Annotated in this window: 28 protein-coding genes; 16 read left to right on the top strand and 12 right to left on the bottom strand. The window is 61.9% G+C overall.

The features are described 5' to 3' along the window. Nucleotides 1-3 precede the first annotated feature (3 nt). Nucleotides 4-546 carry a DUF2854 domain-containing protein gene (locus DXY02_RS03205; RefSeq protein ID WP_114987975.1) on the bottom strand — a complete coding sequence of 181 codons (543 nt, stop codon included), beginning with the start codon at nucleotides 544-546 and terminating at the stop codon, nucleotides 4-6. Between the two features lie 69 nt (nucleotides 547-615). On the opposite strand from DXY02_RS03205, the gene DXY02_RS03200 reads away from it, so the two are divergent. After that, entirely contained in the window at nucleotides 616-804 is a 189-nt protein-coding gene (locus DXY02_RS03200) for a hypothetical protein (RefSeq protein ID WP_114987974.1), read from the top strand. A gap of 29 nt (nucleotides 805-833) precedes the next feature. Here DXY02_RS03200 and DXY02_RS03195 read toward each other — a convergent pair whose 3' ends face one another. Then, a complete protein-coding gene (locus tag DXY02_RS03195) occupies nucleotides 834-1292 on the bottom strand; it encodes a single-stranded DNA-binding protein (RefSeq protein ID WP_114987973.1) in 459 nt (152 codons plus the stop codon). Between the two features lie 29 nt (nucleotides 1293-1321). Between DXY02_RS03195 and DXY02_RS03190 the strand changes: the two genes are divergently transcribed. Further along, entirely contained in the window at nucleotides 1322-2113 is a 792-nt protein-coding gene (locus tag DXY02_RS03190) for a precorrin-6A/cobalt-precorrin-6A reductase (RefSeq protein ID WP_114987972.1), read from the top strand. Then, on the top strand, nucleotides 2106-2450 hold the full coding sequence (gene cutA / locus DXY02_RS03185) for a divalent-cation tolerance protein CutA (protein ID WP_114987971.1): 345 nt from the start codon (nucleotides 2106-2108) through the stop codon (nucleotides 2448-2450). The genes DXY02_RS03190 and cutA overlap by 8 nt, the downstream gene beginning before the upstream one ends. On the opposite strand, the gene DXY02_RS03180 is transcribed toward cutA, so the two are convergent. The 4 genes from DXY02_RS03180 to DXY02_RS03165 form a co-directional block, all read right to left on the bottom strand. Then, the gene (locus DXY02_RS03180) at nucleotides 2419-3432 is read right to left on the bottom strand and encodes an adenosine kinase (RefSeq protein ID WP_114987970.1); all 1014 of its coding nucleotides are present in this window, start codon (nucleotides 3430-3432) and stop codon (nucleotides 2419-2421) included. The two genes, cutA and DXY02_RS03180, sit on opposite strands and share 32 nt — an antisense overlap. Before the next feature lie 41 nt (nucleotides 3433-3473). Beyond that, on the bottom strand, nucleotides 3474-4793 hold the full coding sequence (locus DXY02_RS03175; protein ID WP_170951458.1) for an adenylosuccinate synthase: 1320 nt from the start codon (nucleotides 4791-4793) through the stop codon (nucleotides 3474-3476). A gap of 86 nt (nucleotides 4794-4879) precedes the next feature. Then, complete coding sequence (gene psb27, locus DXY02_RS03170) at nucleotides 4880-5305, bottom strand: photosystem II protein Psb27 (RefSeq protein WP_011363694.1); 426 nt, start codon at nucleotides 5303-5305, stop codon at nucleotides 4880-4882. 24 nt (nucleotides 5306-5329) lie between these two features. Next, nucleotides 5330-7111, bottom strand: coding sequence for a proline--tRNA ligase (locus DXY02_RS03165; RefSeq protein ID WP_114987969.1), 1782 nt, complete (start codon nucleotides 7109-7111; stop codon nucleotides 5330-5332). Between the two features lie 207 nt (nucleotides 7112-7318). Between DXY02_RS03165 and DXY02_RS03160 the strand changes: the two genes are divergently transcribed. The 5 genes from DXY02_RS03160 (at nucleotide 7319) to DXY02_RS03145 (ending at nucleotide 9317) form a co-directional block, all read left to right on the top strand. Continuing rightward, a complete protein-coding gene (locus tag DXY02_RS03160; protein WP_244272863.1) occupies nucleotides 7319-7723 on the top strand; it encodes a resolvase in 405 nt (134 codons plus the stop codon). Nucleotides 7724-7810: 87 nt separating this feature from the next. Beyond that, on the top strand, nucleotides 7811-8071 hold the full coding sequence (locus DXY02_RS12400; RefSeq protein ID WP_170951457.1) for a hypothetical protein: 261 nt from the start codon (nucleotides 7811-7813) through the stop codon (nucleotides 8069-8071). Then, nucleotides 8013-8522 carry an inorganic diphosphatase gene (locus tag DXY02_RS03155; protein WP_114987967.1) on the top strand — a complete coding sequence of 170 codons (510 nt, stop codon included), beginning with the start codon at nucleotides 8013-8015 and terminating at the stop codon, nucleotides 8520-8522. The genes DXY02_RS12400 and DXY02_RS03155 overlap by 59 nt, the downstream gene beginning before the upstream one ends. Nucleotides 8523-8591: 69 nt before the next feature. Then, on the top strand, nucleotides 8592-8951 hold the full coding sequence (locus DXY02_RS03150; protein WP_114987966.1) for a 2Fe-2S iron-sulfur cluster-binding protein: 360 nt from the start codon (nucleotides 8592-8594) through the stop codon (nucleotides 8949-8951). A 3-nt stretch (nucleotides 8952-8954) separates the two neighbouring features. After that, complete coding sequence (locus tag DXY02_RS03145; protein WP_114987965.1) at nucleotides 8955-9317, top strand: arsenate reductase family protein; 363 nt, start codon at nucleotides 8955-8957, stop codon at nucleotides 9315-9317. Here the strand turns inward: DXY02_RS03145 and DXY02_RS03140 are convergent. Then, complete coding sequence (locus DXY02_RS03140) at nucleotides 9280-10785, bottom strand: hypothetical protein (RefSeq protein ID WP_114987964.1); 1506 nt, start codon at nucleotides 10783-10785, stop codon at nucleotides 9280-9282. The genes DXY02_RS03145 and DXY02_RS03140 overlap by 38 nt on opposite strands. A 78-nt stretch (nucleotides 10786-10863) precedes the next feature. Between DXY02_RS03140 and lepB the strand changes: the two genes are divergently transcribed. After that, complete coding sequence (lepB, locus tag DXY02_RS03135) at nucleotides 10864-11529, top strand: signal peptidase I (RefSeq protein ID WP_114987963.1); 666 nt, start codon at nucleotides 10864-10866, stop codon at nucleotides 11527-11529. On the opposite strand, the gene DXY02_RS03130 is transcribed toward lepB, so the two are convergent. Further along, a complete protein-coding gene (locus tag DXY02_RS03130) occupies nucleotides 11519-12784 on the bottom strand; it encodes a dihydroorotase (RefSeq protein WP_114987962.1) in 1266 nt (421 codons plus the stop codon). The genes lepB and DXY02_RS03130 overlap by 11 nt on opposite strands. Nucleotides 12785-12788: 4 nt before the next feature. Continuing rightward, nucleotides 12789-14117: a histidine phosphatase family protein gene (locus DXY02_RS03125; RefSeq protein ID WP_114987961.1), complete on the bottom strand. Its 1329-nt coding sequence runs from the start codon at nucleotides 14115-14117 to the stop codon at nucleotides 12789-12791. 76 nt (nucleotides 14118-14193) lie between these two features. On the opposite strand from DXY02_RS03125, the gene DXY02_RS03120 reads away from it, so the two are divergent. The 5 genes from DXY02_RS03120 to DXY02_RS03100 are packed head-to-tail and all read left to right on the top strand — an operon-like array spanning nucleotide 14194 to nucleotide 19372. After that, complete coding sequence (locus tag DXY02_RS03120) at nucleotides 14194-15456, top strand: CPBP family intramembrane glutamic endopeptidase (protein ID WP_114987960.1); 1263 nt, start codon at nucleotides 14194-14196, stop codon at nucleotides 15454-15456. Nucleotides 15457-15459: 3 nt separating this feature from the next. Further along, nucleotides 15460-15948: a hypothetical protein gene (locus DXY02_RS03115; protein ID WP_244276128.1), complete on the top strand. Its 489-nt coding sequence runs from the start codon at nucleotides 15460-15462 to the stop codon at nucleotides 15946-15948. Continuing rightward, nucleotides 15948-17753, top strand: a complete 1806-nt coding sequence (locus DXY02_RS03110) for a penicillin-binding protein 2 (RefSeq protein WP_114987959.1) — start codon at nucleotides 15948-15950, stop codon at nucleotides 17751-17753. Before DXY02_RS03115 ends, DXY02_RS03110 begins: the two co-directional genes overlap by 1 nt. Before the next feature lie 48 nt (nucleotides 17754-17801). Next, complete coding sequence (locus DXY02_RS03105; RefSeq protein ID WP_114987958.1) at nucleotides 17802-18974, top strand: transaldolase; 1173 nt, start codon at nucleotides 17802-17804, stop codon at nucleotides 18972-18974. 14 nt (nucleotides 18975-18988) lie between these two features. Then, the gene (locus DXY02_RS03100) at nucleotides 18989-19372 is read left to right on the top strand and encodes a cyclic nucleotide-binding domain-containing protein (RefSeq protein WP_114987957.1); all 384 of its coding nucleotides are present in this window, start codon (nucleotides 18989-18991) and stop codon (nucleotides 19370-19372) included. 36 nt (nucleotides 19373-19408) lie between these two features. Here DXY02_RS03100 and DXY02_RS03095 read toward each other — a convergent pair whose 3' ends face one another. Both DXY02_RS03095 and DXY02_RS03090 read right to left on the bottom strand, forming a co-directional pair. Beyond that, a complete protein-coding gene (locus DXY02_RS03095) occupies nucleotides 19409-19648 on the bottom strand; it encodes a DUF6737 family protein (RefSeq protein ID WP_114987956.1) in 240 nt (79 codons plus the stop codon). Further along, nucleotides 19626-20240, bottom strand: coding sequence for a PCC domain-containing protein (locus DXY02_RS03090; RefSeq protein ID WP_114987955.1), 615 nt, complete (start codon nucleotides 20238-20240; stop codon nucleotides 19626-19628). Before DXY02_RS03090 ends, DXY02_RS03095 begins: the two co-directional genes overlap by 23 nt. Before the next feature lie 85 nt (nucleotides 20241-20325). On the opposite strand from DXY02_RS03090, the gene DXY02_RS03085 reads away from it, so the two are divergent. Beyond that, nucleotides 20326-20562, top strand: a complete 237-nt coding sequence (locus DXY02_RS03085; protein ID WP_114987954.1) for a CopG family transcriptional regulator — start codon at nucleotides 20326-20328, stop codon at nucleotides 20560-20562. A 19-nt stretch (nucleotides 20563-20581) separates the two neighbouring features. On the opposite strand, the gene DXY02_RS03080 is transcribed toward DXY02_RS03085, so the two are convergent. After that, nucleotides 20582-21655, bottom strand: coding sequence for a transporter substrate-binding domain-containing protein (locus tag DXY02_RS03080; RefSeq protein WP_114987953.1), 1074 nt, complete (start codon nucleotides 21653-21655; stop codon nucleotides 20582-20584). A 356-nt stretch (nucleotides 21656-22011) separates the two neighbouring features. On the opposite strand from DXY02_RS03080, the gene pdeM reads away from it, so the two are divergent. Beyond that, nucleotides 22012-22686: a ligase-associated DNA damage response endonuclease PdeM gene (pdeM, locus tag DXY02_RS03070; RefSeq protein ID WP_114987951.1), complete on the top strand. Its 675-nt coding sequence runs from the start codon at nucleotides 22012-22014 to the stop codon at nucleotides 22684-22686. The last annotated feature ends 65 nt before the right edge of the window (nucleotides 22687-22751 follow it).

Here is a 22751-nt window from a genome sequence, read left to right as displayed (position 1 = left end):
GGCTTAGGCCTCACCTGCCGGAAGCAGAACAACGTCCAGCCGTTGTTCATCCAGTTCCTTGAGTTCCGCTCGCATCCCCTTGGCGAAGAAACGCCCCAGCCGATCCTGTCGCTCCTGCCAGCGTTCGAGGGGAACGGCTCCCAGCAGGAATCGCATCCGCAGGCCATAGCCGCTGTCGGAATGCAGCTCTTCGATCTCTTCCAACTGCGGTGGGGTGTCTTCATCCCAGAGTTTGAGCGCTTCCAGCGATGACTCCAGGTGGGCCTTCTGGCCGTAGCGCCAGCGCGTCACATCGCCGAGCAATTTGCCCAGTTCTGGGGCTGCAGCTTCGCGTTCCTTTTGAAACGTCTTGACCGGTGTCACCCGGATGGCGGGTGGCAGCTCCGACGATTTCAGAGCCAGCCCCCCCAACAAGATCGGGATTCCGTAGAAAATCGTGGGCAGGCTGAGGTTGGCGCTTCCGGTGGCGTAAGCGGTGGCACCGACCACGGTCAGCACGCCTCCGGCGATGGTGACGAGGCTGCCGGGGGAGAAGAAATCCTTCATGAAGGCCTTGGCTTGATCGTCATTTTGACCTCTAGGCCATCAGGATGGAGATCCACTACCCCGAGCCAGATGCCAGATTCATCGTCGACCGGCATCGATGATCTGCTCCAGCAGCTCGATCGTGATCGCAGCTGGTTGCTGCAGCAGATCGATGGGGGCCGCTGGCCCGAGCTGCGGCTTGATCTTGCCGCCCTTGAACGGGAGCTCGGGCAACTGATCACCCGAGCCTCAGAGCTGCAGGACGAAGCTGGCCGTTAAGCGGCGACGACCCGCGATTGTGCTCTGATTCAGAAGGGGATGTCGTCGGTGTCGGGCACGAGGGGCGCTGCATTCCAGCTGGCCGGTTCGGGCTCTTTTACTACCTTGGTCGGTGCAGCCGCGGGGGCCTGGCGGCTGGGGGCCGGGGCGGAGGGGTTGCCGGAAGGAGCTGCACCCGTGGCTGCCGCGCCGATCGGATGAAGCCGAGCCAGGGTGAATTCAGCCCGTTTTTCCTTCATGCCATCGCCCCGGGGCATGGTGTTCATCCGCAGCCGGCCTTCGATCAGCAGCCGCTGCCCGGTCTGCACACGGTTCTGCAGCTCCTGGGCCAGGTTGCCCCAGCCCACCACTTTCAATTCACCTGGCGGATCACCCTCGCGAAGGGGGTCAAAGCGCACGGCCATCTCCGCAATGGGAGTCTGGTTGTCCTGGGTGTATCGAACCGTCGGTGCGTCGATCACCTCCACTTCGAGCACGCAATGGTTCATGGCTTGAGCTGGTGTCGGCGCACATCCTGATGCAAGGCCCCGCGAATGACCAGCGTTGTGTCCTGCTGCTGGCTGGAACCGGTGATGGGCCGCGCTTGGTGAAGGAGCTCTCCCGCCGCCATTGGCGTGTGAGCGTGAGTGTGGTGACGGCAACTGCAGCCAAGGCCTACGCGGGATTGCCGGTGGAGCGCATCTCAATGGGTGCTCTGCAGGGCGTTGGTGGGATCAAGGCAGCTCTGCATCAGGCCGGCCCTTTCCGTTGGGTGGTGGATGCCACGCATCCCTTTGCGGCTCGAATCAGCCATGACCTGGTCACGGCCTGTGCAGATCTCGGCCAACCGCTGCTGCGTTATGAGCGTCGCCTTGAACCGCTGGGAGCGGCCTATCTCCTGGCTAATGCCGATGCATTGGCGGCCCAACCGCTCCAAGGCCAACGCCTGCTGCTGGCCATTGGAGGCCGTCATCTTCCGGCCTTGACTGCTGCTGTGTGCCGCGCCGGAGCCATCCCCTATGGCCGTGCGCTTCCATCCCCCGATGGATTGCGCGCCGCCTTGCGGGCAGGTCTGCCACAGGATCACCTGGCCGTGGTGCGCCCTCTGCAAGGGGAGGTGCCGGGGGCGATTGAGCGGTCTCTTTGCCGTCGCTGGGGCATTGGCGTGGTGCTCTGCCGCCAGTCCGGTGGTGTGACGGAACAGCTCTGGCATCAACTCACCGCAGATCTGGGGCTGAGATTGCTGCTGTTGCGGCGTCCCTTCCCCCCCGACGGGATGGAATGCGTCGAGGATGTCAGCAGCCTGATGGACCGGCTTGAGCGTGATTGAAGCGAGTGGACTCGTGCTGGCCCTCACCACGGAAGCGAACGCTGAGCGCGCCCAGCAGCTGGCAGAGGCCTTGCTGGAGCGCCATCTCGTGGCCTGTGTGTCCATCCACCCCGTTCAGTCGTTCTATCGCTGGGAGGGGTCGCTGCAGGCGTCCCATGAGGTCCAGCTGCTGATGAAGACCTCAGCTCAGCATGTGGACGCGCTGCGCTTGGCCGTCTCCGAGCTGCACAGCTACGACACCCCCGAGTGGTTGTGCTGGCCGGTGACGGCATCACCGGCCTATGGGGCCTGGACCTTCGCTGAGCTTAGTTCAGATGCGTCTCCGCCAGCTGCTTGAGGGAGACCTGGGAGCGAGCCCCCAGTTGGGTCACGATCTGGCCGGCGCAGAGGGCTCCGAGCTCACCACAGTGCTCCAGTGACTCGCCCTGGGTGAAGCCATGCAGAAAGCCCCCGGCATAGAGGTCGCCTGCTCCTGTGGTGTCCACCAGATCTCCCAGGCCGAAGATGCCGATATCCCAGCGCTGGTCTCCACTCAGCACGACGGACCCCTGGGCACCACGGGTGATCGCAATCACTGAGCAGCAGCCGCGCACCCGCTCGAGGGCCTGGTCGAAATCGTCGGTTTCGTAGAGCGACTGAATTTCAACGTCATTGGCGAACAGCACATCGACGTGGCCATTCACCAGCTCGAGAAAACTCGCTCTGTGCCGATCCACACAGAAGCCGTCTGAGAGAGAAAGAGCCACCTTCCCGCCTGCTTCACGGCAGGCTTCGGCTGCGGCGATGAAGGCCCGTTTGGCGGCTGGACTGTCCCAGAGGTAGCCCTCCAGGTAAAGCACCTTGGCCTGTTTGACCATGGAGAGGTCGAGATCCTCGGGCTCCAGTTGGGTGGACGCCCCCAGGAAGGTGCACATGGTGCGCTCGGCATCGGGCGTGACGTAAATCAGGCAGCGCGCCGTTGTGGCTCCACTGGTGGCTGCTGGGGTCTCAAAGCGTGCCCCAACGGCCCTGATGTCATGGCTGAAAATGCTGCCGAGCTGGTCATCCCGGACGCGGCCGATGAAACCAGCGCGTCCGCCGAGCTGCGCGATGCCCACCATCGTGTTGGCGACCGATCCACCGGAGGTCTCGAGGCCCGTTCCACTGGCCTTGTAGAGAGCTTCGGCCTGTTGTTCATCGATCAGCGCCATGCCCCCTTTCTGGAGGCCGTGTTCAGCGATGAAACCGTCGTCCGTCTGCACCAGAACGTCAACGATGGCGTTGCCGATGCCAACGACATCGAGACTGCAGTCGCTGGGGAAACGGGTCTCTGATGACATCGGGGCGTGGAAAGCAGCCCCGAAGTATGAACGTCAGCGGCTCAGGCGCTCAACAGGGCTCGTTTGGGGCCATGGATCGGATCTTCGACAACGATGGTCTGATCACGGCTGGCCCCGAGGGAGACAATGGCGATCGGCACTTCCATCAGATCAGCGAGGAAGCGCAGGTAATCCATGGCTGGCTTGGGGAGATCCTCAAGGCTGCGGCATTCCTCGGTGGAGCACTGCCAGCCAGGCAGTGTTTCGAAGATGGGTTTGCACTGGGCGAAGTCATCGGCGCTGCTGGGGAAGTGCTCGATTCGCTCGCCGTTGAGTTCATAGGCCACGCAGACCTGAATTTCGTCCAGTTCGTCCAGCACATCCAGCTTGGTCACGGCCAGACAGTCCAAGCCGTTGACCTGCACGGCGTAGCGACCGATCACGCCGTCAAACCAGCCACAGCGCCTCTGGCGGCCCGTGGTGGTACCGAATTCGCCACCCCGCTCCGTGAGCTGGTCATTCAGGCTTCCGCTCAGCTCAGTGGGGAAGGGGCCTTCACCCACGCGGGTGGTGTAGGCCTTGGCAACGCCGATGACGCGGTCAATCAGGGTTGGGCCCACGCCTGCACCGATGCAGGCCCCGCCGGAAACGGGGTTGGAGGATGTGACGTAGGGGTAGGTGCCGTGGTCCAGGTCCAGCAGCGTGCCCTGGGCACCTTCGAACAGGATGTTCTTGCGATCTCGCGCTGCCTGATGAATCGTCTGAGTGCACTCCACCACGTGGGGGGCGAGGCGCTTGCCGTATTCCAGATATTCCTGGATGACGTCTTCGGCGTTCAGGGGTTCAACGCCGTAAATGGTCTGAAGAAGTTCATTCTTCTCCTGCAGTGGGCCTTCAAGGCGATCCCTCAGCCGCTGTTCGTCCAGCAGGTCGATCACACGGATGCCACTGCGCTGCGACTTGTCGGCGTAGGTGGGGCCGATTCCACGGCCTGTGGTTCCGATCCGTCGTGCTCCCCGCTGCTTCTCCATGGCCTGGTCGAGCAGGCGGTGGTAGGGCATCGTCACGTGGGCTGTGGATGCCAGGCGAAGCCCTGAAATATCAATGTCGTTGGCGATGAGCATGTCCAGCTCACCGAGCATCACCTTGGGATCCACCACCGTGCCGGATCCGATCAGACAGATCGTGTCGGGGTAGAGGATTCCAGAGGGAATCAGGTGCAGCTTGAGCACACGATCGTCAACAACGATCGTGTGGCCTGCATTCACACCACCCTGATAGCGAACCACCACATCGGCGGAACGGCTCAGGAGATCGGTGATCTTTCCTTTTCCCTCGTCACCCCACTGCGCTCCGATGACGACAACGTTGGCCAAGAACACGGCGGCCCGAAGCCGCAGATCTGCACAATCCGCGAGTATCTCAGATCTCGGGTGGCCTCGTCAAAACCGAGCTGGTTCCGGGGGGCTCAGCTGCCCCGGACCACTGATTTCTCAGCCTTGTTGAGTTCCTTGGCGATGCGGTCATGCAGCGCTTCCGGCAGTGGGCGATTGGCGTAGGAGGCGTAATGACCAGCCAGCGAATTCAACGCGGTCTGCATCGTGGTGAAGGAGCTGAGTCCGTTCACACGGGGCTGGGGCCGATAACGGGACATGTAGTCGTTGATCAGGGCCCGGGCATCGGCCTCAGCTTCGGCGTGGGTGGGATCGTCCTGAGGCAGGTCGATCACCGTCAGCAGAGTGCGGGAGACCGCCACGGTGTCCTCCACGTAGTCGCCGCTCAGACGAGCTTCAGCGTCCCCACTGCAGGCCGTCAGGAGGAGGCACAACCCGAGGCCAAGGGCTACGGCGGCCCGGCTGAGGGGGCGAAGCAGGCGTGTCAGTGCGGAGAGCATGAAACCCTTCAGTGTCTTTCGACTTTAGGGGTGGAGTGCCTTGATCAGGCAGGTCATAGCCTCAGCGTGGGGAAGCTTTTGCACACCGCGGCTGCTGCGGCACACCAGTTCAACGGTGCCTTCGCTGGCGTCGCGTCCCACCACGATCCGCCAAGGGATGCCGATCAGATCTGCGTCTTTGAACTTGACGCCGGCGCGTTCCTTGCGGTCGTCGATCAGCACATCCACCCCAGCGTTCTGAAGCTCCGAGTACAGCGCTTCCCCCAGCTGGGCCTGGGTCTCGTCCTGGATGTTGGCCACGACCACGATCGCCTCGAAGGGGGCGATGGCCGTCGGCCAGCAGATGCCGCTGTCATCGTGATGCTGCTCGACGGCAGCCTGCGCCAATCGCGAAACGCCGATGCCGTAGCAACCCATCCAGAACGGTTCGGTCTTGCCGTTCTCGTTAGTGAAACGGCTCTCCATGGCCTCAGAATATTTTCGGCCCAACTGAAAAATGTGGCCGACTTCGATGCCTCTTTTTTCCGTCAGGCGTGATTCCGGATTGTGTTGGCAGACGTCGCCGGCTCGTGCATTACGCAGATCCAGGCTGGTTGGCTTCTGACCGATGGCGGTCCAGCTGGTGTTGAAACGGTGCAGATCGGTCGTGTTGGCACCGCAGATGAAGCTGCCGAGTTCGCTCGCGGTTTCATCCGCCAGGCGCAGAAATGTTGGCTCCCAGGTCTTGGCTCCCTTCAGAACGTTATCGGAGAGGTCGGGCCCGATCGATCCAAAGGGGAGCGGATCAATCTGCTGACGGTTGTTGTCCTCTGGTGTGATCGGGCGGCAATCAAGAACACCCTTGTTGAGGGTTCGGCTGACCGCGTTCACGACCTTGGTGGGATTGAGCTCCTGGTCACCACGGAGGCTCACCAACAGCGGTTGGAGAGTCTCATCGTCCAGGGTCGCCACGAACAGCAGCACCTTCACCACCTGGCTCGGATCCCAGCCTTTGGCGTCGCAGAGGCTTTCGATGCTGCCCAAGCCAGGGGTTGGAATCGATTCCTCCGGGCCGTCGGGAAGAGGAGATGCGGCGGATGGGATCGAAACAGCCTTTTCTTGGTTGGCGGCGTATTGGCCGTCATCGCTGATCAGGATAAGGTCTTCCCCGGCATCCGCCGTCACCATGAACTCCTGGGAGGCGGCGCCGCCGATCGCGCCGCTATCGGCATCGACAGGGACGGCATCCAGGCCACAACGTTCAAAGATGCGGCGGTAGGCCTGATCCATCGCGCCATAGGTTTCGCGAAGATCCGCTTCGCTGGCATGGAAGGAGTATGCGTCCTTCATGATGAATTCGCGGCCTCGCATCAGTCCAAAGCGGGGACGGATCTCGTCGCGAAATTTGGTCTGGATTTGATAGAGGTTCACCGGGAGCTGCCGGTATGACCTCAGCAGCTCCCCTGCCAGGCTGGTGATCACCTCTTCATGGGTAGGACCAAGCCCCAGTTCTCTGCCCTGGCGGTCTTCGAGGTGGAACATGATCCCCTCGCCAGCGGTGTAGCCCTGCCAACGCCCGCTCTTCTGCCAGAGCTCAGCAGGGTGCAGCTGCGGCAGCAGTGTTTCTTGGGCGCCGGCGCGGTTCATCTCCTCGCGCACCACGGCGGTGATCTTTTGCAGCACCCTCCACATCAAGGGGAGGTAGGCGTAGATCCCTGATCCCACGCGACGGATATACCCGGCCCTGAGAAGCAACTGATGCGAGGTGATCTCCGCTTCGGCGGGAACATCCCGAAGCGTCACCAGCAGCAGGCGGGAGACGCGCATCAATCGCAACAAAATGGGATTTGGAAGTTATCACCGCTTCGGAGGCATGCCGATCGCGGAAGTGTCTGTTTTGCTGGAATTCCCCTGGGCGACCTGAGTCTCGACTGCTACCGTCCAGCTCAATCCAGCCTGTCCTAGGCCCGTCTCATGTTTCCTCGGTCAGTTGAATCTGTGGCGACAAGCGCTCAACAAGCGACCGAACTTTCCATGGATCCGGCCCATGCGTCAGCTCAAGCCGAGGCCCTGGTGGGGATCGACGACGTTCAGAAATCCCTGAACCGCTCCCGCGCTTCGGTGTATCGATACACCAACACAGACCCACGCAACCTCAACCCTCCGTTCAACCCCCGCAAGCTGAACCCGGAGTACCGCAGCGATCAGAAAGATCCGCTGATGTTCCACCCCAATGAGGTGGCGCGCTTCGCCAAAGATGTTCTCCGCATCAAAGAAGTCACTGTTGAGGTGCTGAACTCTCCATCAACGGCGACGCAGCAAATCCTGGGATCGATCCTTGAGGAGCTTCGGCTGATCCGTACCCATCTCGAGGCGAGTGGGGCATCCCCTTCTGATCTGAGCGCACGACTCGACCAGCAGGACCGGCCCGCTGCTTAATGATCGGTGCGTCCTGCTTTTTGCAGTGACAGAATGAGTTCAACAACGTTGTGATCGGAAGAGGGAGCTTTTCAAGCCCTCCGTTTTATGGCCTCAGATGTTCCCCACCCGTCTCACGACGACGCCATCGCGTCTTCTGAGGCGGATGAGCCGTTCAGTCGTCGCGCCTCGTTGACGGCCATCAAAGGACTGCTGATTGCTGTTGTCAGTTTCAGTGCTCCACTTGTGGCTGTGATCACGGACCGAACCTTCCCTTCTCCGCGACTGATCCCCACCGCCTCGGATCGGCATGGATCTCCATCAGCTTCCCCCGTCACCTTCGCCAGGCTTGCTGAATCTCATCGTTGAGATTCCGGCAGGAAGCAGAAACAAATACGAGTACTCCGCCGAAGCCGGCGTGATGGTTCTGGATCGGGTGATGCACTCCTCGGTGCGTTACCCCTTTGATTACGGCTTTATCCCCAACACGCTGGCAGAGGATGGATCTCCCCTCGACGCCATGGTGATCATGGCTGAACCCACGTTCGCTGGTTGCCTGATTAAGGCTCGCCCCATCGGCGTGTTGGACCTCCACGACAAGGATGTTTATGACGGGAAGATTCTCTGTGTCCCGGACGCAGACCCCCGTCAGGACGAGATCCGCAGCATTCGTCAGATCGCTGCCTCCCAGCTGGAGGATGTCGCGGAATTCTTCAGGACATACCGCTCTTTGCAGGGCAGCGTCGTATCGATTGATGGATGGCGCGACCTCGATGCGGTTCAGCCATTGCTTGATTCCTGCATCAATGCAGCCGATTGATCTCAGGCAAGAGCCCCTTGATCAGGCCGGATGCTTGTAAGTTGGTGCGCACTGAGATTTGCGGAACCCGTGCCCACCATCCGATTCGAGCAGGAAGGCCAGCAGGTTGGCTGCATCGAGGGCGCAAATCTGCGTAAGGCTGCACTTGATGCGGGCGTTAATCCCTACAAGAGCCTCAACAACCTCAACAACTGCAGTGGCGTTGGTCAGTGCGGCACCTGCGTGATGGAGGTGGTTGAAGGGCAAGCCAACCTGTCCCCCCGCAGCGATGTTGAAGAGGTCTATCTGGCCGATCGTCCTGCCAACTTCCGTCTGAGCTGCCGCACCACAGTGTTTGGTGATGTCACCGTTCGCACCCGCCCCGCTGAAGGTGTGGGCCGCGGCTCCAACAGCCTCGTTGGTGCGATCAAATCCCTGTTCGGCCGCTGAGCCTTGGCCGAAACCCTTCAGGTTTACAGCTACAACCGCTGCAGCACCTGTCGAAAGGCATTGGCCTGGCTCACTGAGCGAGGCATTGCCCATGAGGTGCACGACATCACCCTGACTCCACCGTCCAAAGCAATGTTGGTGGCCGCTCAACAATCCCTCGGTGACAGGAAACTGCTGTTCAACACCAGCGGCCAGAGCTATCGCGCCATGGGCGCGGCAGCAGTGAAGGCTCTGTCGGATGAAGAGGCTCTCGAGGCCTTGGCTGCTGATGGAAAGTTGATCAAACGACCATTCGTGGAGGTGAATTCCTCCACTTACCTCACCGGCTTCAAGCCTGATCTTTGGGAATCTGCACTCCAGGGCTGAAGTTCAATCCATCCAATTCGCTGATCAGGGCATCCACATCGCCTTGGTCGCGGATCTGACGGAAGCTTGAGCGTTTGATTTCTTCCAAAAGGGCGACCAGCAGATCCTGGCTGCGGCTCAGCACAGGCCCCTGTTCCAGGGTGTGGGCCAGCTCCTCCCAGAGCCGATCCAAGGCCTCGGATCCAAGCGATTCCAGAACAGGGTCCCGCTGACCGATGCGGTTACCGGCTCCCTTGGACAGGTCGAGCACGGAGGTCACCATGCTTTCTGCCAGCTGGCGGCTGAATTCCGATTCGGCGTTTTGCAGTCCAGGCAGTCGCCGCAGGGAATCCGGCACCACGTTCCGGTCCAAGCTCTGCTGCACCAGATGGCTGATCACGGCTTGCAGTTGCGGTCGCATGGCCGGGCCAATGCGGGTGAGCAGAAGGGGAAGCCACAACCGCAGCAGCTCGATCACCTCCCGCTCATCGTTCAGATCACTGCTCTGGTAGCTGCAGAGTCCGCGAACCCTCTCCGGCAGCTGTGGTGATCGAATCAGTTGCTGCAGAGCATCGACCATCCTGACGGCGATCACTTCAAACAGCTCCACAGCCAACAGGGCCACCACGCCGCGGCTGATCACGGCACGCAGCGGTTCGAGTTGCAGGAGGCCCGCTCCGCAAAGCCGTTCTGTGACCGGAACCACCCGGAGCCAGCGCGCAAACGGCAGCAGCAGGGGCAGGTCGATCCAGCGGCGTAACAGGGCATCGCGCCAGCGGATCGCTGGATAGCGCTGTTTCAGGCGCAAGGCACGCAGAAGAATGTCGAGCAGAAACAGCAGTTGAAATGGCGTGTCGATGCGCCAGCTCAAATCGCTGGGGCGCCCGTTTTCATCGATGCTTCGCCAGTAGTTGCTCTCCACCAGCGGCAGGATCTGCTGGCTCCAGAACTGACGCTCCTGGCTCCAGGGGGAGCGTTCCAGATGTTCGGGGCTCAGGAGAAGGTTGGCTGAGTCACGGGCTGATTCCAGGCCGGTGCGAGCGCGCAGTCGGTTCTTGAATTTTTCAAGGGCGCCGGCTTGGCCTGAACTGATGAAAGGATTGCTGTCCATCAGCGCTGTGGTGAGCACCACCTGGTGCTGCAGCAGATCGTTGCTTTCCGCCGTGCGCGGGCCGTTTTGCTGCAGGGCCCGATCCAGGGCTGTGAAGGCCTTGAGGTAAGCCTCGGTGTCGCGATGGGGTTCGATGCCCTTGAGGGGATCCAGCCACGGAGTGATGTCCGGCAGCCAGGGCAGGGGAACCACCAGGGGAAGCGATGGCACCGGATAAAGATTGCGTTGCAGCCAGAAGTTGCGCAGGGGGATGTAGGTGAGGTCGATGGCGACCCAGGTGAGATTGACTGCGGCAATGACAGCAATGGCCTGGTCCCACCGGCGCCAGCTGAACAGGCCGTGTTGGGGCTTGAGGGCTTGCCAGCGTGGACGGATCATGGGGCCTGCAGGCTCCCCCTATCGTGGGTCGAAAGATTGAGCCTGCCCACATTGAACGCGGAGAGAGAACCTTCCGATGTGAAGGGCAGAGTGAGCGCGATCTGGGAGTTCTGGGCCCCTTTTCTGTTCACGGTTTCGCTGTATCTCCTGCTCCGGCAGTTCGCCTTTGAAGCCCGCTACATCCCTTCGGGATCAATGTTGCCGGGTCTTCAGGTGGGCGACAAGTTGATCGTCGAGAAGCTGTCATACCGCTCCCGACCTCCTCAGCGGGGGGAGATCGTTGTGTTCAATTCCCCCAGTGCCTTTGATCCCGTCTGGAAATTGGAGGGGGGGCAACCCAATCCACTGAAGTGCGGCTTCGTCACCTTCCCGGGCATCAGCTGGGTTGTGGATCGTGTGCTGTTGCAGCGTTATCCCGAATGTGAGGCCTGGATCAAACGGGTGGTGGGTGTTCCTGGTGATGTCGTGGAGGTGAACAGCCGTGGTGCCGTAAGCATCAACGGCACGGCCTTCAACGAGCCTTACGTCACCAATTTCTGCTCCGATCGCGACGGAATGATTGGCTGCAAAGGCCTCTATGCCGTGGTCCCTGAAGGCAATGTTGTTGTCTTGGGCGACAACCGCCGCAACAGCCAGGACGCCCGTCGTTGGCCAGGCGGCCCGTTTTTGCCAGACGATCGGATCATTGGCCGTGCCGTCTTCCGCTTTTGGCCCCCTTCGCGCATCGGTTCGCTCAGCAATTGAGGCCACAGGCCACAACGCGTCCCTGAAGCTCGCGGCCTAGCCAGGGAATGTTGGCGGCACGCGGTGCGCCGGGGGTGTTGCTGCTGATGGTCCAGCGTTGATCGGGATCGAACAGCAGCCAGCGCCGGCTGCCCTGCTCAAGCTGTTCAGGGGGCTGGTCGATCAGAGCCGAAGGCCCAAAGCTGAGGGCCTGCCAAAGATCTTCCGCGGTCCAGCGGCCCGGCCGCACCAGGGCATTCCACAGCGCAGCAAGCACCACATGGTGTCCGCTGAGGCCTGCGGGGCGCTGATCGCCCGGCAACAGCATGTCCTCAGCATCCAGAGGAACAGCATGTACAGCCACGGCAGTGATCGTTCGCTGCTGAACGGCCTGGATCAACTGCTCGCGATCGTCCGGACCACCGAGGGAGGGGCAGACGCGCCAGCCCGGATCGCTGCTGGCCAGCATGCTGCGGTCGGTCAGAAGATGCCACCAGCTCACGCTGCTCAGGGGCGGGAACTCGCAGCCTGAAAGCTGCTGCACCGCTGCTGCTGTGGAGAGCTTCATCAGCCGCAGCTGTCGTTCCGGATGGCGTTGATGCAGCAGCAGCAACTGGCTGAGGGGAACGGTCTCACTGGTGATTGGATCCGCTAGCCACCCGGCCCGCAGCGTCTCCACGCCTTCCCGCACCAGGCCCTCCCCCTGCAGCGTGGGATCCCGGGGTGCCACGAGCACTGGGCATCCCCCCATTTCTCCGAGCAGCAGTCCCCGTTCCAGCAACGGGGTTGGAACCATGGCGTCATCGTCCGCCAGTCCGATGGCACCGTGTTCGAGAAGATCGCCGTGGGGGGCGAGTTCATCCGCCTTGCCACCGCGGCTGAAGCCTCCCCAAAGGTGCAGACGAACCGTTGCTGTTTGATCCTGCTCGAGGCTGAATCCCTGGAGCCGCTCCGGACAATCGCGCCAGCTGCTGCTGCGGGGAAGCAGGCCAATCTGGCCATAGCCACCTGCGGCGGCACAGTGGCGCAGGCTTACGGCTGTTTCTTGATCCCCACTGAAAGGGGTCTCAAGGATGGAATGGGGATCCACCAGGCAGGGGGCGACCAGTTGATCCGGTGCTGGGCTGGCCTTGATGCCCAGCCCCAGGGCCTGCTGCCGGGCCTCGTCGTCAAAGCCGACGAGAACCCCCTGGTTGATCAGGACTGCACCGAGCTGCACCGAATGTCCGGGGCCACGCAGGACGCGCACCGGATCCAGCAGCAAGGTGTCGTTCATGACGTCAGAGAGCGCCTGCTGCCGTGCGGTCAATCACGCTTCCGAAGTGGGAGGTGAGGTTGAGGCAGGTCACCACTGCAGGCTGGCCTGGATCGGCGGCAATGTCGACCACCGTGACACCACCGTTGCCTTGTTTGACGGCCCAGATGTCGGCTGGGGTCAGCCCCAACAGGTCGCAGAGGATCGTCTTGTTGACGGCGTCGTGGGCCACCACCAGCACCGTTTCCTCAGGCTTCAGCTCGCCAGCGATCTCCCCCCAGCTCCGGACGGAACGGGCCCACACGTCCTGAATGGTTTCTCCTTCAGGCATCTGCACGGTTTCCGGAGCCCGTTTCCAGGTGTCCAGCAGCTCCGACCAGTCCTCTCGGATTTCGGATTCGAGCTTGCCCTCCCAGACTCCGTGTCCGATCTCCACCAGTCCGTCAATCTGGGTCAGGGGCACATCGGGATGGGCCTCGAGAATGATCTGGGCCGTTTCGGTTGGACGCGACAGCGTGCTGCTCCAGGCCCGATCGATGGGAATGTCTTTGAGGAAATCGCGGGCGGCCGCGGCTTGACGGCGACCGTTCTCATTCAGCGGAATATCGATCTGCCCTTGGAAGCGCCCGGCTTTGTTCCAGTCGGTTTCGCCGTGTCGCACCAAAATCAGCCTGGCGTTTTTGCCCTTCTCCGGCAGCGGTTGCAGGTGTGTGGTGCTGTTCAGGCATTCGATCTGCACCTGGGGGCCGTTGTCTCCTGGCCGGATGTTGAAGACCGAAAGGGAGGTGTTGTCGACGCGGAGACGCCGGAAGCCGTGGTCGGGTTCCCCCAGCAACACCAGCATCAGGCAGCGCAGGATGGCGTTGTGGGCCACCACCAGCACCGTGTCGTTGCCGGTAGCGGGATGGCGCTCCAACAGCGTGCTAATGAAGCCCCGCGCCTGTTCCATCAGCTCAGGCAGTGGCTTGTAGCTCGAACCATCACGACGCTGGAGCTCCAGCTCCATGGGCCGCTGCTTCCAGATCTTGTAGGCCGCCGTTGAGCCTTGCATCAGCTCGTCGATGGTCTGGCCGGACCAGGGCTCAAGATCCACTTCCAGCAGTCCGTCATCAAAGGCCGGATCTGGGGCCTGGCCGCCTTGGGTCTCCAGCAGGCTCGCCGTCGTCGCAGCCGCCCGCTGCAGGGGGGAGCTATAGACGGCCTGGATGCTTACGTCCTGAAGCGAGCGGCCCAGGGCTCGGGCCTGCTCATGCCCTTCCTCGCTGAGGTTCGAGAGATCATCGCGGCCCTGGATCCGCCGTTCCTTGTTGAAACTGCTGAGACCGTGGCGGACCAGAAGAAGACGGAGGGGCACGGTTCAGCGTCAGGGCGCGGCCATCGTATGGAAGCGGCCTTTCGGGGGGACAATCGTGGGCAGTTGAAGCCCGCTGGTGCCCAGTTCCCCACAACAGGTTTCCCCTCGCTGGAAGGGACTTCTGGCGGCCTTGTCCCTCGCTTTGGCCGGTTTCATCTGGTTGTCGGGCTTGATGGACAGCCTCTCGCGACCTTCGGTGGCACCAGCCCTGAGCCTTCAGCAGCAGGAGCTGACGCTTCTTGCTGAACCAGCGGTGCCGCCTCCGTTGCGGGACGCTCTCCTGGGGGAGTCGCCGCGGGATGCGCTGCTCAAGGCCATGGAGGGCATCAGCCCAAAGGAGCGCAATGAGCGGCAGCAACAGATGCTTCTGCTGTTGCAGGGCCAAGGTTCCGCATCCGCGGAGCTCGATCGTCAAGACAACGACCCATTGCTCCAGCAGCTGCATTGCGAAGCGGGCGCCTCTGATCCGACGCTCTGCATCGATGCTGCAGCCGCGGGGCAAGCGGCGTTCCGTTTGGCCGTCAGCACGGTGCTGCCCCTGGTGACGGCCCTGCTCGGTGGACTGTTGCTGCTTGGTCAGGCCTGGCGTCTGCTGCGAGGTCGGCTGATGGCCTGGCCCGATGTTCAGGGGCCGGAGCTGACCCTGGTTGATATGGCCCTGCTGGTGGCCGGTGGCTTTGTGGTGATCAGTGCCGTTGGCGTTCCGCTGGTGGCGTTTCCGTTGGTGGGTGCACTGACGGCGGGGCTGGGCAGCCCTCGTCGTGAAGCCCTGAGTGTGGTGATCAACTACGGCGTGATGGCCCTGCCGAGCCTGCTGATCCTGTGGCGGCAACTGCGTTCTTTGCCCGGGGAGAGGGCACCGCTGGGGGGGTGGATGCAGTGGCGCGTGCGTCCGCTGCTTTCAGCTATGCGGGATGCCCTGGCGGGCTGGTTGATGGTGACGCCGGTGGTGATGCTCACGGGGTGGTTGCTCGTGCGCCTGGTCGGTGATCCCGGGGGCAGCAATCCGCTGTTGGAGTTGGTGCTCGGCAGCCGTGATCCGCTTGCCCTGGCCTTGCTTGCGCTCACTGCGGTTGTGCTGGCCCCGCTGTTTGAGGAGACGATTTTCCGCGGTGCCTTGCTGCCGGTGTTGGCGATGCGACTCGGTCCCCTCCCGGGGGTCCTGCTCAGTGGCCTGTTGTTTGCCATGGCCCACATCAGTGTTGGCGAGTTGGCGCCGCTCACGGTGTTGGGGGTTGGGCTTGGTTTGGTGCGGCTGCGCAGCGGACGCCTGTGGCCCTCGGTGCTGATGCATGGGCTCTGGAACGCCGTGACGTTCCTGAACCTGCTGCTGCTCTGAACCTTGCCCCGCCTTTCTGCAGGTGGTTCACTGGCCTATTCGCCTGTGATCCCGGTGGTTGCCGCTCCGGAACAGCGTGCATCGACCACAGCTTTCGAGCTGATTCAAGGGTCACTGTCCTCCGGACGCATTGCACGACGCTCGCCTCTTCTTGGGGGGCTCCATCGCCTGATGGACGGCACGCTGCTGGGGTTGATTGCGGCGGTTGCCGTTCTGGCAGGTCTCACGCTGCACTGGCAGCATCGCTGGACTGTGTCCTTCCGCCTGCTGGAGGCAACCCGAACCCAGGCGCACCGGTTGACGGAATCAACCGCTGTGATGGAGCAGCACCTGTTGCTGCGTTCTCAGCAGCCCAACCGTCTGGTGCCAACGCAGGTGGCCAATCTGGTGCATCTTGATCGCCCTGATCTGGGCGCGTTGCAAGCGTCCGCCTCCTCGTCCATGGCATCGCTCCAGGCCCTGGGGAATCAGCCCATCCGGGCGGGGTACTGATGACGCGGGCGTCGGGGCGTCGACCCATCCGTTCGCGCCGCTCCCGCGCGCGGGTCGTTCCCCTGACCCAGCTTCCCCCCAAGCGACTCTGGATCATCTTCTGGATGTTGGCGGCAGGCTTGCTGGGGCTGGTGGGTCGTATGGCCTGGCTGCAGTTGGTGCAAGCCCCCGACCTGGAGCAGCGTGCCCGTCAGCTGCAAACCCAGCGCACCCAACCCTTGGGGCAACGCCGTCCGATCGTCGATCGCACCGGCCGTTTGGTCGCGATGGATGAAAAGCGGTTCCGGCTCTGGGCCCATCCCCGCTACTTCAACATGCCGGGAGATGCCCCCAACCTTGTCCGCCCTGCCGAAGATGTGGCGGCGGTGTTGGCCGATCCCTTGGCTCGTCCTGCGCCTGCGCTGCTGAGGGCCATGGGAACCCAGGCCTCGGGGATCAAATTGGCTGAGGAGCTGGATCCGGAAACGGCCGATCGCATCCGGGCCCTTGGAATCAGCGGCCTTGATCTGGAGGCCTATCCCCAGCGGGTGTACCCCCAGGCGTCGTTGTTCGCCAACGTTGTAGGTTTTCTCAATGCTGAGCGGCAACCTCAAGCGGGTCTTGAGCAGAGCCGTAATGGGGATCTGGCTCGCCATGAGCAGACCCGATACCTCCGCCGGGGTGCTGATGGCACGCCGCTGCCGGCCAACCTCGCCCCGGGAGCCTTCTATGGCGATGATTTGCGCCTGCAGCTGACGCTGGATTCCAGGCTCCAGCAGGTGGCCCTCAAAGCTCTTGCGGAGCAGGTTGCCAAGTGGAAAGCCCAGAAGGGCGCCGCAATCGTGATGGATGCCACCAACGGTGAGTTGTTGGTGCTGGCATCGACACCCACCTATGACCCCAACCGCTACTGGGACTTCCCCACGGGGCGGTTTCGTGAATGGTCCGTTCAGGATCTCTATGAACCAGGCTCAACGTTCAAGCCGATCAACCTGGCCCTAGCCCTTCAGGACGGTGCCATTCAGGCGACGGATCGGGTGAATGATGTGGGCAAGCTGATGGTCGGTGGTTGGCCGATCAACAACCACGACAAAAAAGCCCATGGTTTGGTGGATTTCGCCACCGTGCTGCAGGTGTCAAGCAACGTCGGCATGGTCCAAGCCATGCGCCGTCTCGACGACGACGCCTACTGGAACTGGATGGAGCGTCTTGGCATCAATCAGCGTCCTGACACCGACCTCCCTGGAGCGGTGGCTGGTCAGCTCAAGAGCAAGAAGCAGTTCACCAGTCAGCCGATCGAGCCGGCGACGACGGCCTTTGGTCAGGGGTTTTCGCTCACACCGCTCAAGCTGGTGCAGCTGCACGGGATGCTGGCCAACGGTGGCAAGTTGATCAGTCCCCACATCACCCGTGGCTTTCGCTCGGGTGATGCCCTTGCTCCGGCGGCGGCACCCAGTGGTCAGCAGTTGCTGAACCCGGAGGTCACGCGCACGGTGCTCAAGTGGATGGAATCTGTGGTGGATCAGGGCAGTGGCAAGGGTGTGAAAACACCCGGCTACCGAATTGGTGGAAAAACAGGAACGGCACAGAAAGCTCTCAATGGGATCTATCTCCCAGGAGCCAAGATCTGCAGCTTTGTGGCGACCTTGCCGATTGAGGATCCCCGTTATGTGGTGTTTGTGGTGGTGGATGAGCCCCAAGGCGAACACGCCTATGGCTCCACCGTGGCCGTTCCTGTCGCCAAACAGATCATTGATGCCTTGCTGGTTGTGGAGCGCATCGCCCCCTCAAAACCTGCTGAATTGAACAAGCTTTTGAACAGCTGACGCATCAAAAAGCCCGGCTACGTTACGGGTATTGAGCCGTCGTACATCATGGCCAGCCTGCTCGATCAGCTTTCACAAATGACTGTGGTCGTTGCCGACACGGGTGATTTGGAGGCGATCCGCAAGTTCACCCCTCGGGATGCCACCACCAACCCGTCGCTGATCTTGGCTGCTGCACAGATTCCGGCCTATCAGAGCCTGATTGATGAGGCTTTGCGCTCATCACGAAAGTTGATGGGCAGCGATGCAGCGGTGGAAGACGTGGTGCGCGAAGCGCTCGATGAGATCAGTGTGATCTTCGGCAAGGAGATCCTGAAGATTGTTCCCCGTCGTGTGTCAACGGAGGTGGATGCTCGCCTGAGTTTTGACACCGACGCCACGATTGAAAAAGGGCGCAAGCTGATTCGTCTGTACAACGATGCCGGCATCAGCAACGATCGGGTTCTGATCAAAATTGCTTCCACCTGGGAAGGCATCAAAGCTGCCGAGGTGCTGGAGAAAGAGGGGATTCACTGCAACCTCACGCTCCTGTTTGGTTTCGGTCAGGCCGTTGCCTGTGCAGAAGCCGGCGTCACTCTGATCTCCCCCTTCGTGGGGCGCATCCTGGATTGGTACAAGGCTGAAACCGGGCGCGACTCTTACCCCGGACCTGAGGATCCGGGTGTGATTTCGGTGACCAAGATCTTCAACTACTACAAGACCCACGGCTACGGCACGGAGGTGATGGGGGCGAGCTTCCGCAACATCGATGAGATCACGGAGTTGGCCGGTTGTGATCTGCTCACGATTTCACCGAAGTTGTTGGATCAGCTCCGTGAGACTGATGCTGTGCTGACCCAGAAATTGGATGCCACCCATCCCACCGATGGCGAAGCCAAGATCCACGTCGATCGCGCCACCTTTGATGCACTGATGCAGGACGATCGGATGGCCAGCGACAAACTCACCGAGGGCATTAAAGGCTTCAGCAAGGCCATTGAAACGCTGGAGCATCAACTGGCCCATCGTCTGGCTGAACTGGAGGGTGGATCCGCCTTTCGCCACGCCGTTTCCGAGATTTTCATGCTCAACGACATGAATGGTGATGGCTCGATCACCCGTGACGAATGGCTCGGAAGTGATGCCATCTTTGATGCCCTCGATCAGGACCACGACGGTCTGATCTCACAGGAGGACGTTCGCCAAGGCTTTGGCGCAGCTCTGACGCTGACCTCTGTCTGAGTCGCGCTGGTTCCATGCATGCCCTCGACACCATGCGTGCATTGGCCAGCAAGGCCGAAGTGATTCATCTCAATCAGGGTGACGCTCTGTTTCGTACCGGCGAAATCGGCACCTGCATGTATGGCTTGCTGGAGGGATCGGTGCGGCTCACCTGGATCGATTCAGCAGGTCATGAGGGACATGAAGACATCCCTGTGGGTCATGTGTTCGGCGCGGGGGCCTTGGTGATGGAAGACCATCAGCGTCTGAGCACCGCCACGGCCACCAGTGATTGCCGTTTGATTGCCATGAACCGCGACAAGTTCCTGTTTGCGGTTCAGGAGACGCCGATGTTCGCAGTGCAACTCCTTGCATCGATTGATGCCCGTTTGCGGGACATCAAATTGGCCGATGGATGATCGCGGGCGGGTCGATGCGGCGAAAGGGCGAGAACGTTATTGATTCGGCTCCGCAGCCGACCGGTAGGCGGCGGGCACGAGCACCAGAAACAGCAGCCACCAGACCAGTACGCCCAGGCTCAGGAGAAGGCTGATCCAGAGGCGGTGCAGCAGCGCCCAGGACCCGCCGACCATCAGCATTCCCGTAGAGATGATCGACCAGGGCTGGCACCACAAGGGTTTCAGCGACCAGAAGGCTGGCTGCTCCGGCTGTTCAGCGGAGGGCGTCGAGTTCACCGGCGGCTTGCATGGCGGCGAGATCGTCGTAGCCACCAATCACTGATCCGTCGATGAACACCTGGGGGAAGGTGGTCATCCCACTGCGCTGCTGCACGGCCTGGAAGGCTGCGTCGTCGTTGACGGTGGTGACGTTGTGGGGCAGATCCAGGGTTCTCAGGATGCGCAGGGCGCGGCTGCACCAGGGGCATCCCGGCAGCACGGCGATCTCGATCCTTGGAGCTGCTGCTGCTGCTGCCGTCTGACGCGCTGGGCGGCTTTCGCGTTGCTCCAGCACGCCAATCAGCAGATCAACGCCCTTCTGCACGATCGTGCCGGGCTCCAGGTGGCCTCCCCACACCTGACAGGCCCCATCCGAGAGGCTCAGGTGCAGGTGCACGCCCTCGGGGGAAAAAGTTCCATTGAGCGTGATTACCTCAAGATCGCCCTCCAGCACGGTGGGCTCCGCCTGGCCGGGGCACTGGAATGACGCCTTGGTCAGATTGCCGACCACGCCGAGAACAAATCCGCTGATGCCGTCCCGCTGGGCCAGTTCTTCGAGGCTGAGGCGCAGATCACTGCCGGGAGCAAGCTTCAGCGGCAGGGGGTGCATGGCGCCTCAAAAATTGTGTCCAAGATTACGCAATCTTGTCCAGCACGATATCGTTTATTTGATGTGATCATATTTTCACGAAATCGTGTCTCTCCTTCAGGATCTGGTTCAGGAGTTGCAGCAGCGGATTGAAGGTCAGGTCGCGGCTCCCAGCACGGCTGCGGTGGCGGATGCGGCTGGTTCCGAGCGCATCAACGTCACCCTGCCCCGCGGGGTGATGGATGACCTCAAGCGTCATGCCCTCGCTGAAGGGCGCAGTTGCGGCAATCTGGCCGCCTATCTGTTGGAAGAGGCCCTGCGTCGTCATCGCCCGCTGGGCTGAGTGGGCTGAGGTTTCCGTTTCAATCCAGCAGCCGGTTGGCAATGGCTGCAACCTTCCCCTGCCGTTGCAGTTTGAGGATGGAGACGTCCATGGGCGTGCGCAGGGGGCTGCCCGGTTTGATCACGAAGCCGTAGGTCTCTTCCGACAGGGTGAAGGGGGCGAGGCGCAGGGCGAGATCGGGATTGTTTTTGAGGTGGTAACGAATGGCCGGTCGATCAAAGATCAAGGCATCAGCCTTCTGATCCACCAAAAGTTGAACGGCGCTCCTGAGGTTGGTGGCTCTAACGATCCGCATGTCGCCGCGTTGGGCCAGCTCCATGCCACTGGTGCCCTCCACCACAGCAACCCGACGCCCGTTCAGTTGTGCAGGAGCGCTGATGCCTGATTCGGTGGCACCGGAGAGGAACAGGGTGAACGCCGAGGCGAGGCTGGCGGTGAGGGACGACACCGCGATCAGGGAGATCACCATCCAGGCACCGGTGATGCCCCGGCCGTTTCGTGTGATCGGCGCTTTGTCGCCGTAGCCCACCGTGGTCAAGGTCACCAGGGCGAACCACATGCCGCTGCTGATGCCCGGTAGCCAGTCCCGCGGAAATTGCTCACTATTGCGGTTGCGTTCCGCCAGCCAGATCAGGCTGCCTACCACCAGCAGAACGCTGATCAGCACCAGTACCGAGGAGATCACCGCCCAGCCGAAGAACACCTGCACGCGGCTCAGGATCGAGGGCGGGCGCATCGGCAGCAACACCCCGGATTTGCCCAGGTAGTAGGGCTGGGTGAAGTCAATGCCCGGCATGGCCAGGCGGCGTGAGGTGATGCTGATCGGGCCCACGAGCACGTCGATCTCACCGTCATCCACCGCCTCAATCCCGGCTTTGGGGGATGGCTGCTCCACCAGCTCGTAGCTGAGGTTGTTGTCTTCGGCGACGCGGCGCCAGATGTTGAGGCTGATGCCGCTGAGCTGATCGCCTTTCTTGATCACGAAGGGGGGCGATCCACTGATCCCCACCTTCAGTTGATTGGCCTGCAGGGGCAGTGCGTTGCCGAAGCAGGCCAGCGCGAGAACGACGGACCAGCGCCGGACGCCTCGCATCAGCGCTGTTCCAGACGACGCACGATCACGGCCATTGCCGCCAGGGAACCCGCCAGCGCGATCAGCAGGGCAATGGTCATGGAAGGGTCAGGTCAACGATGGTGCGCTCAGGTTGGCATCCCTCGCCCTAAGCAGCCAGTCGGCCACTTCCATCCTCAGGGCGTAGGCACATTCGAAACAGCCTTCCTCTTCCAGCAGGCTTAAGCGTTGTTCGAGCGTGCACAGGGTTGAACTCGCAACCTGGTGGAGGCCATTGCTCCGCGCCACAATGAGTCTTCTGGAGGCCCCTGAAGCTTGCGGCACAACGTCTGCCACCCAATGCAGCCAGCGCTACAGATCTGCGATCTGCACCGTTCATGAGCGCATTGGAGTGGTCCTGGGGCGACAGCCCACTCACGTTCCTGCCCCAGCGGGCCCTGTGGCGGGCTGAGGGGCGTGAGCTGTTTGTTGCCGACCTGCATCTCGGCAAGGCCGAGGTGTTCCAGGCCCACGGCATCCCCATGCCCAGCGATGGGGATCAAGGCACCCTGAATCCGCTGCTGGAGCTTTGCCATGCCTGGTCACCGCAGCGCTTGTTCGTGCTGGGCGATCTCGTGCATGCCCGGATCGGCATCACCGCTCCCCTTCGCGAAACCCTGCTGGCGCTGCCCGATCTCTGTGGTTGTCCGGTAGTGCTGATCGGTGGCAACCATGACCAGGACAGCTGGATTGAGGGCTTACCCCAACAGCCTTCTCAACGTCTGGGCCATCTCTGGTTGAGCCACATGCCCGAACGGGTGCCGGAGCCGGGGTTGTTGAACGTGTGTGGTCACCTGCACCCCACCACCCGGATTCGCAGCCGTTCCGATCAGTTGCGTTTGCCCTGCTTCGCCTTTGATCCGGAGGGCCCGCGTCTGGTGATTCCTTCGTTCGGGCAGTTGACGGGAGGCCATGACTGCGGCGAGCGTTACCAGCAATGGCTGGTGGCCGAAGGCTCCATCGTTCCTTGGTTCGACCCAACCACCAACAACCGAGAGCGAAGGGTCGCGTGACTCAGCCTGTTGCGCCGCGACCCAGACCCCGACCCAAGCGGAGGATCCGTCTGCGCAAACGCTGG

The organism is Synechococcus sp. N19 (assembly GCF_900474045.1).
Taxonomy (GTDB): domain Bacteria; phylum Cyanobacteriota; class Cyanobacteriia; order PCC-6307; family Cyanobiaceae; genus Parasynechococcus.
Note: the sequence above shows the minus strand (reverse complement) of the source record. Positions and strands in the feature narration are given on the sequence as shown.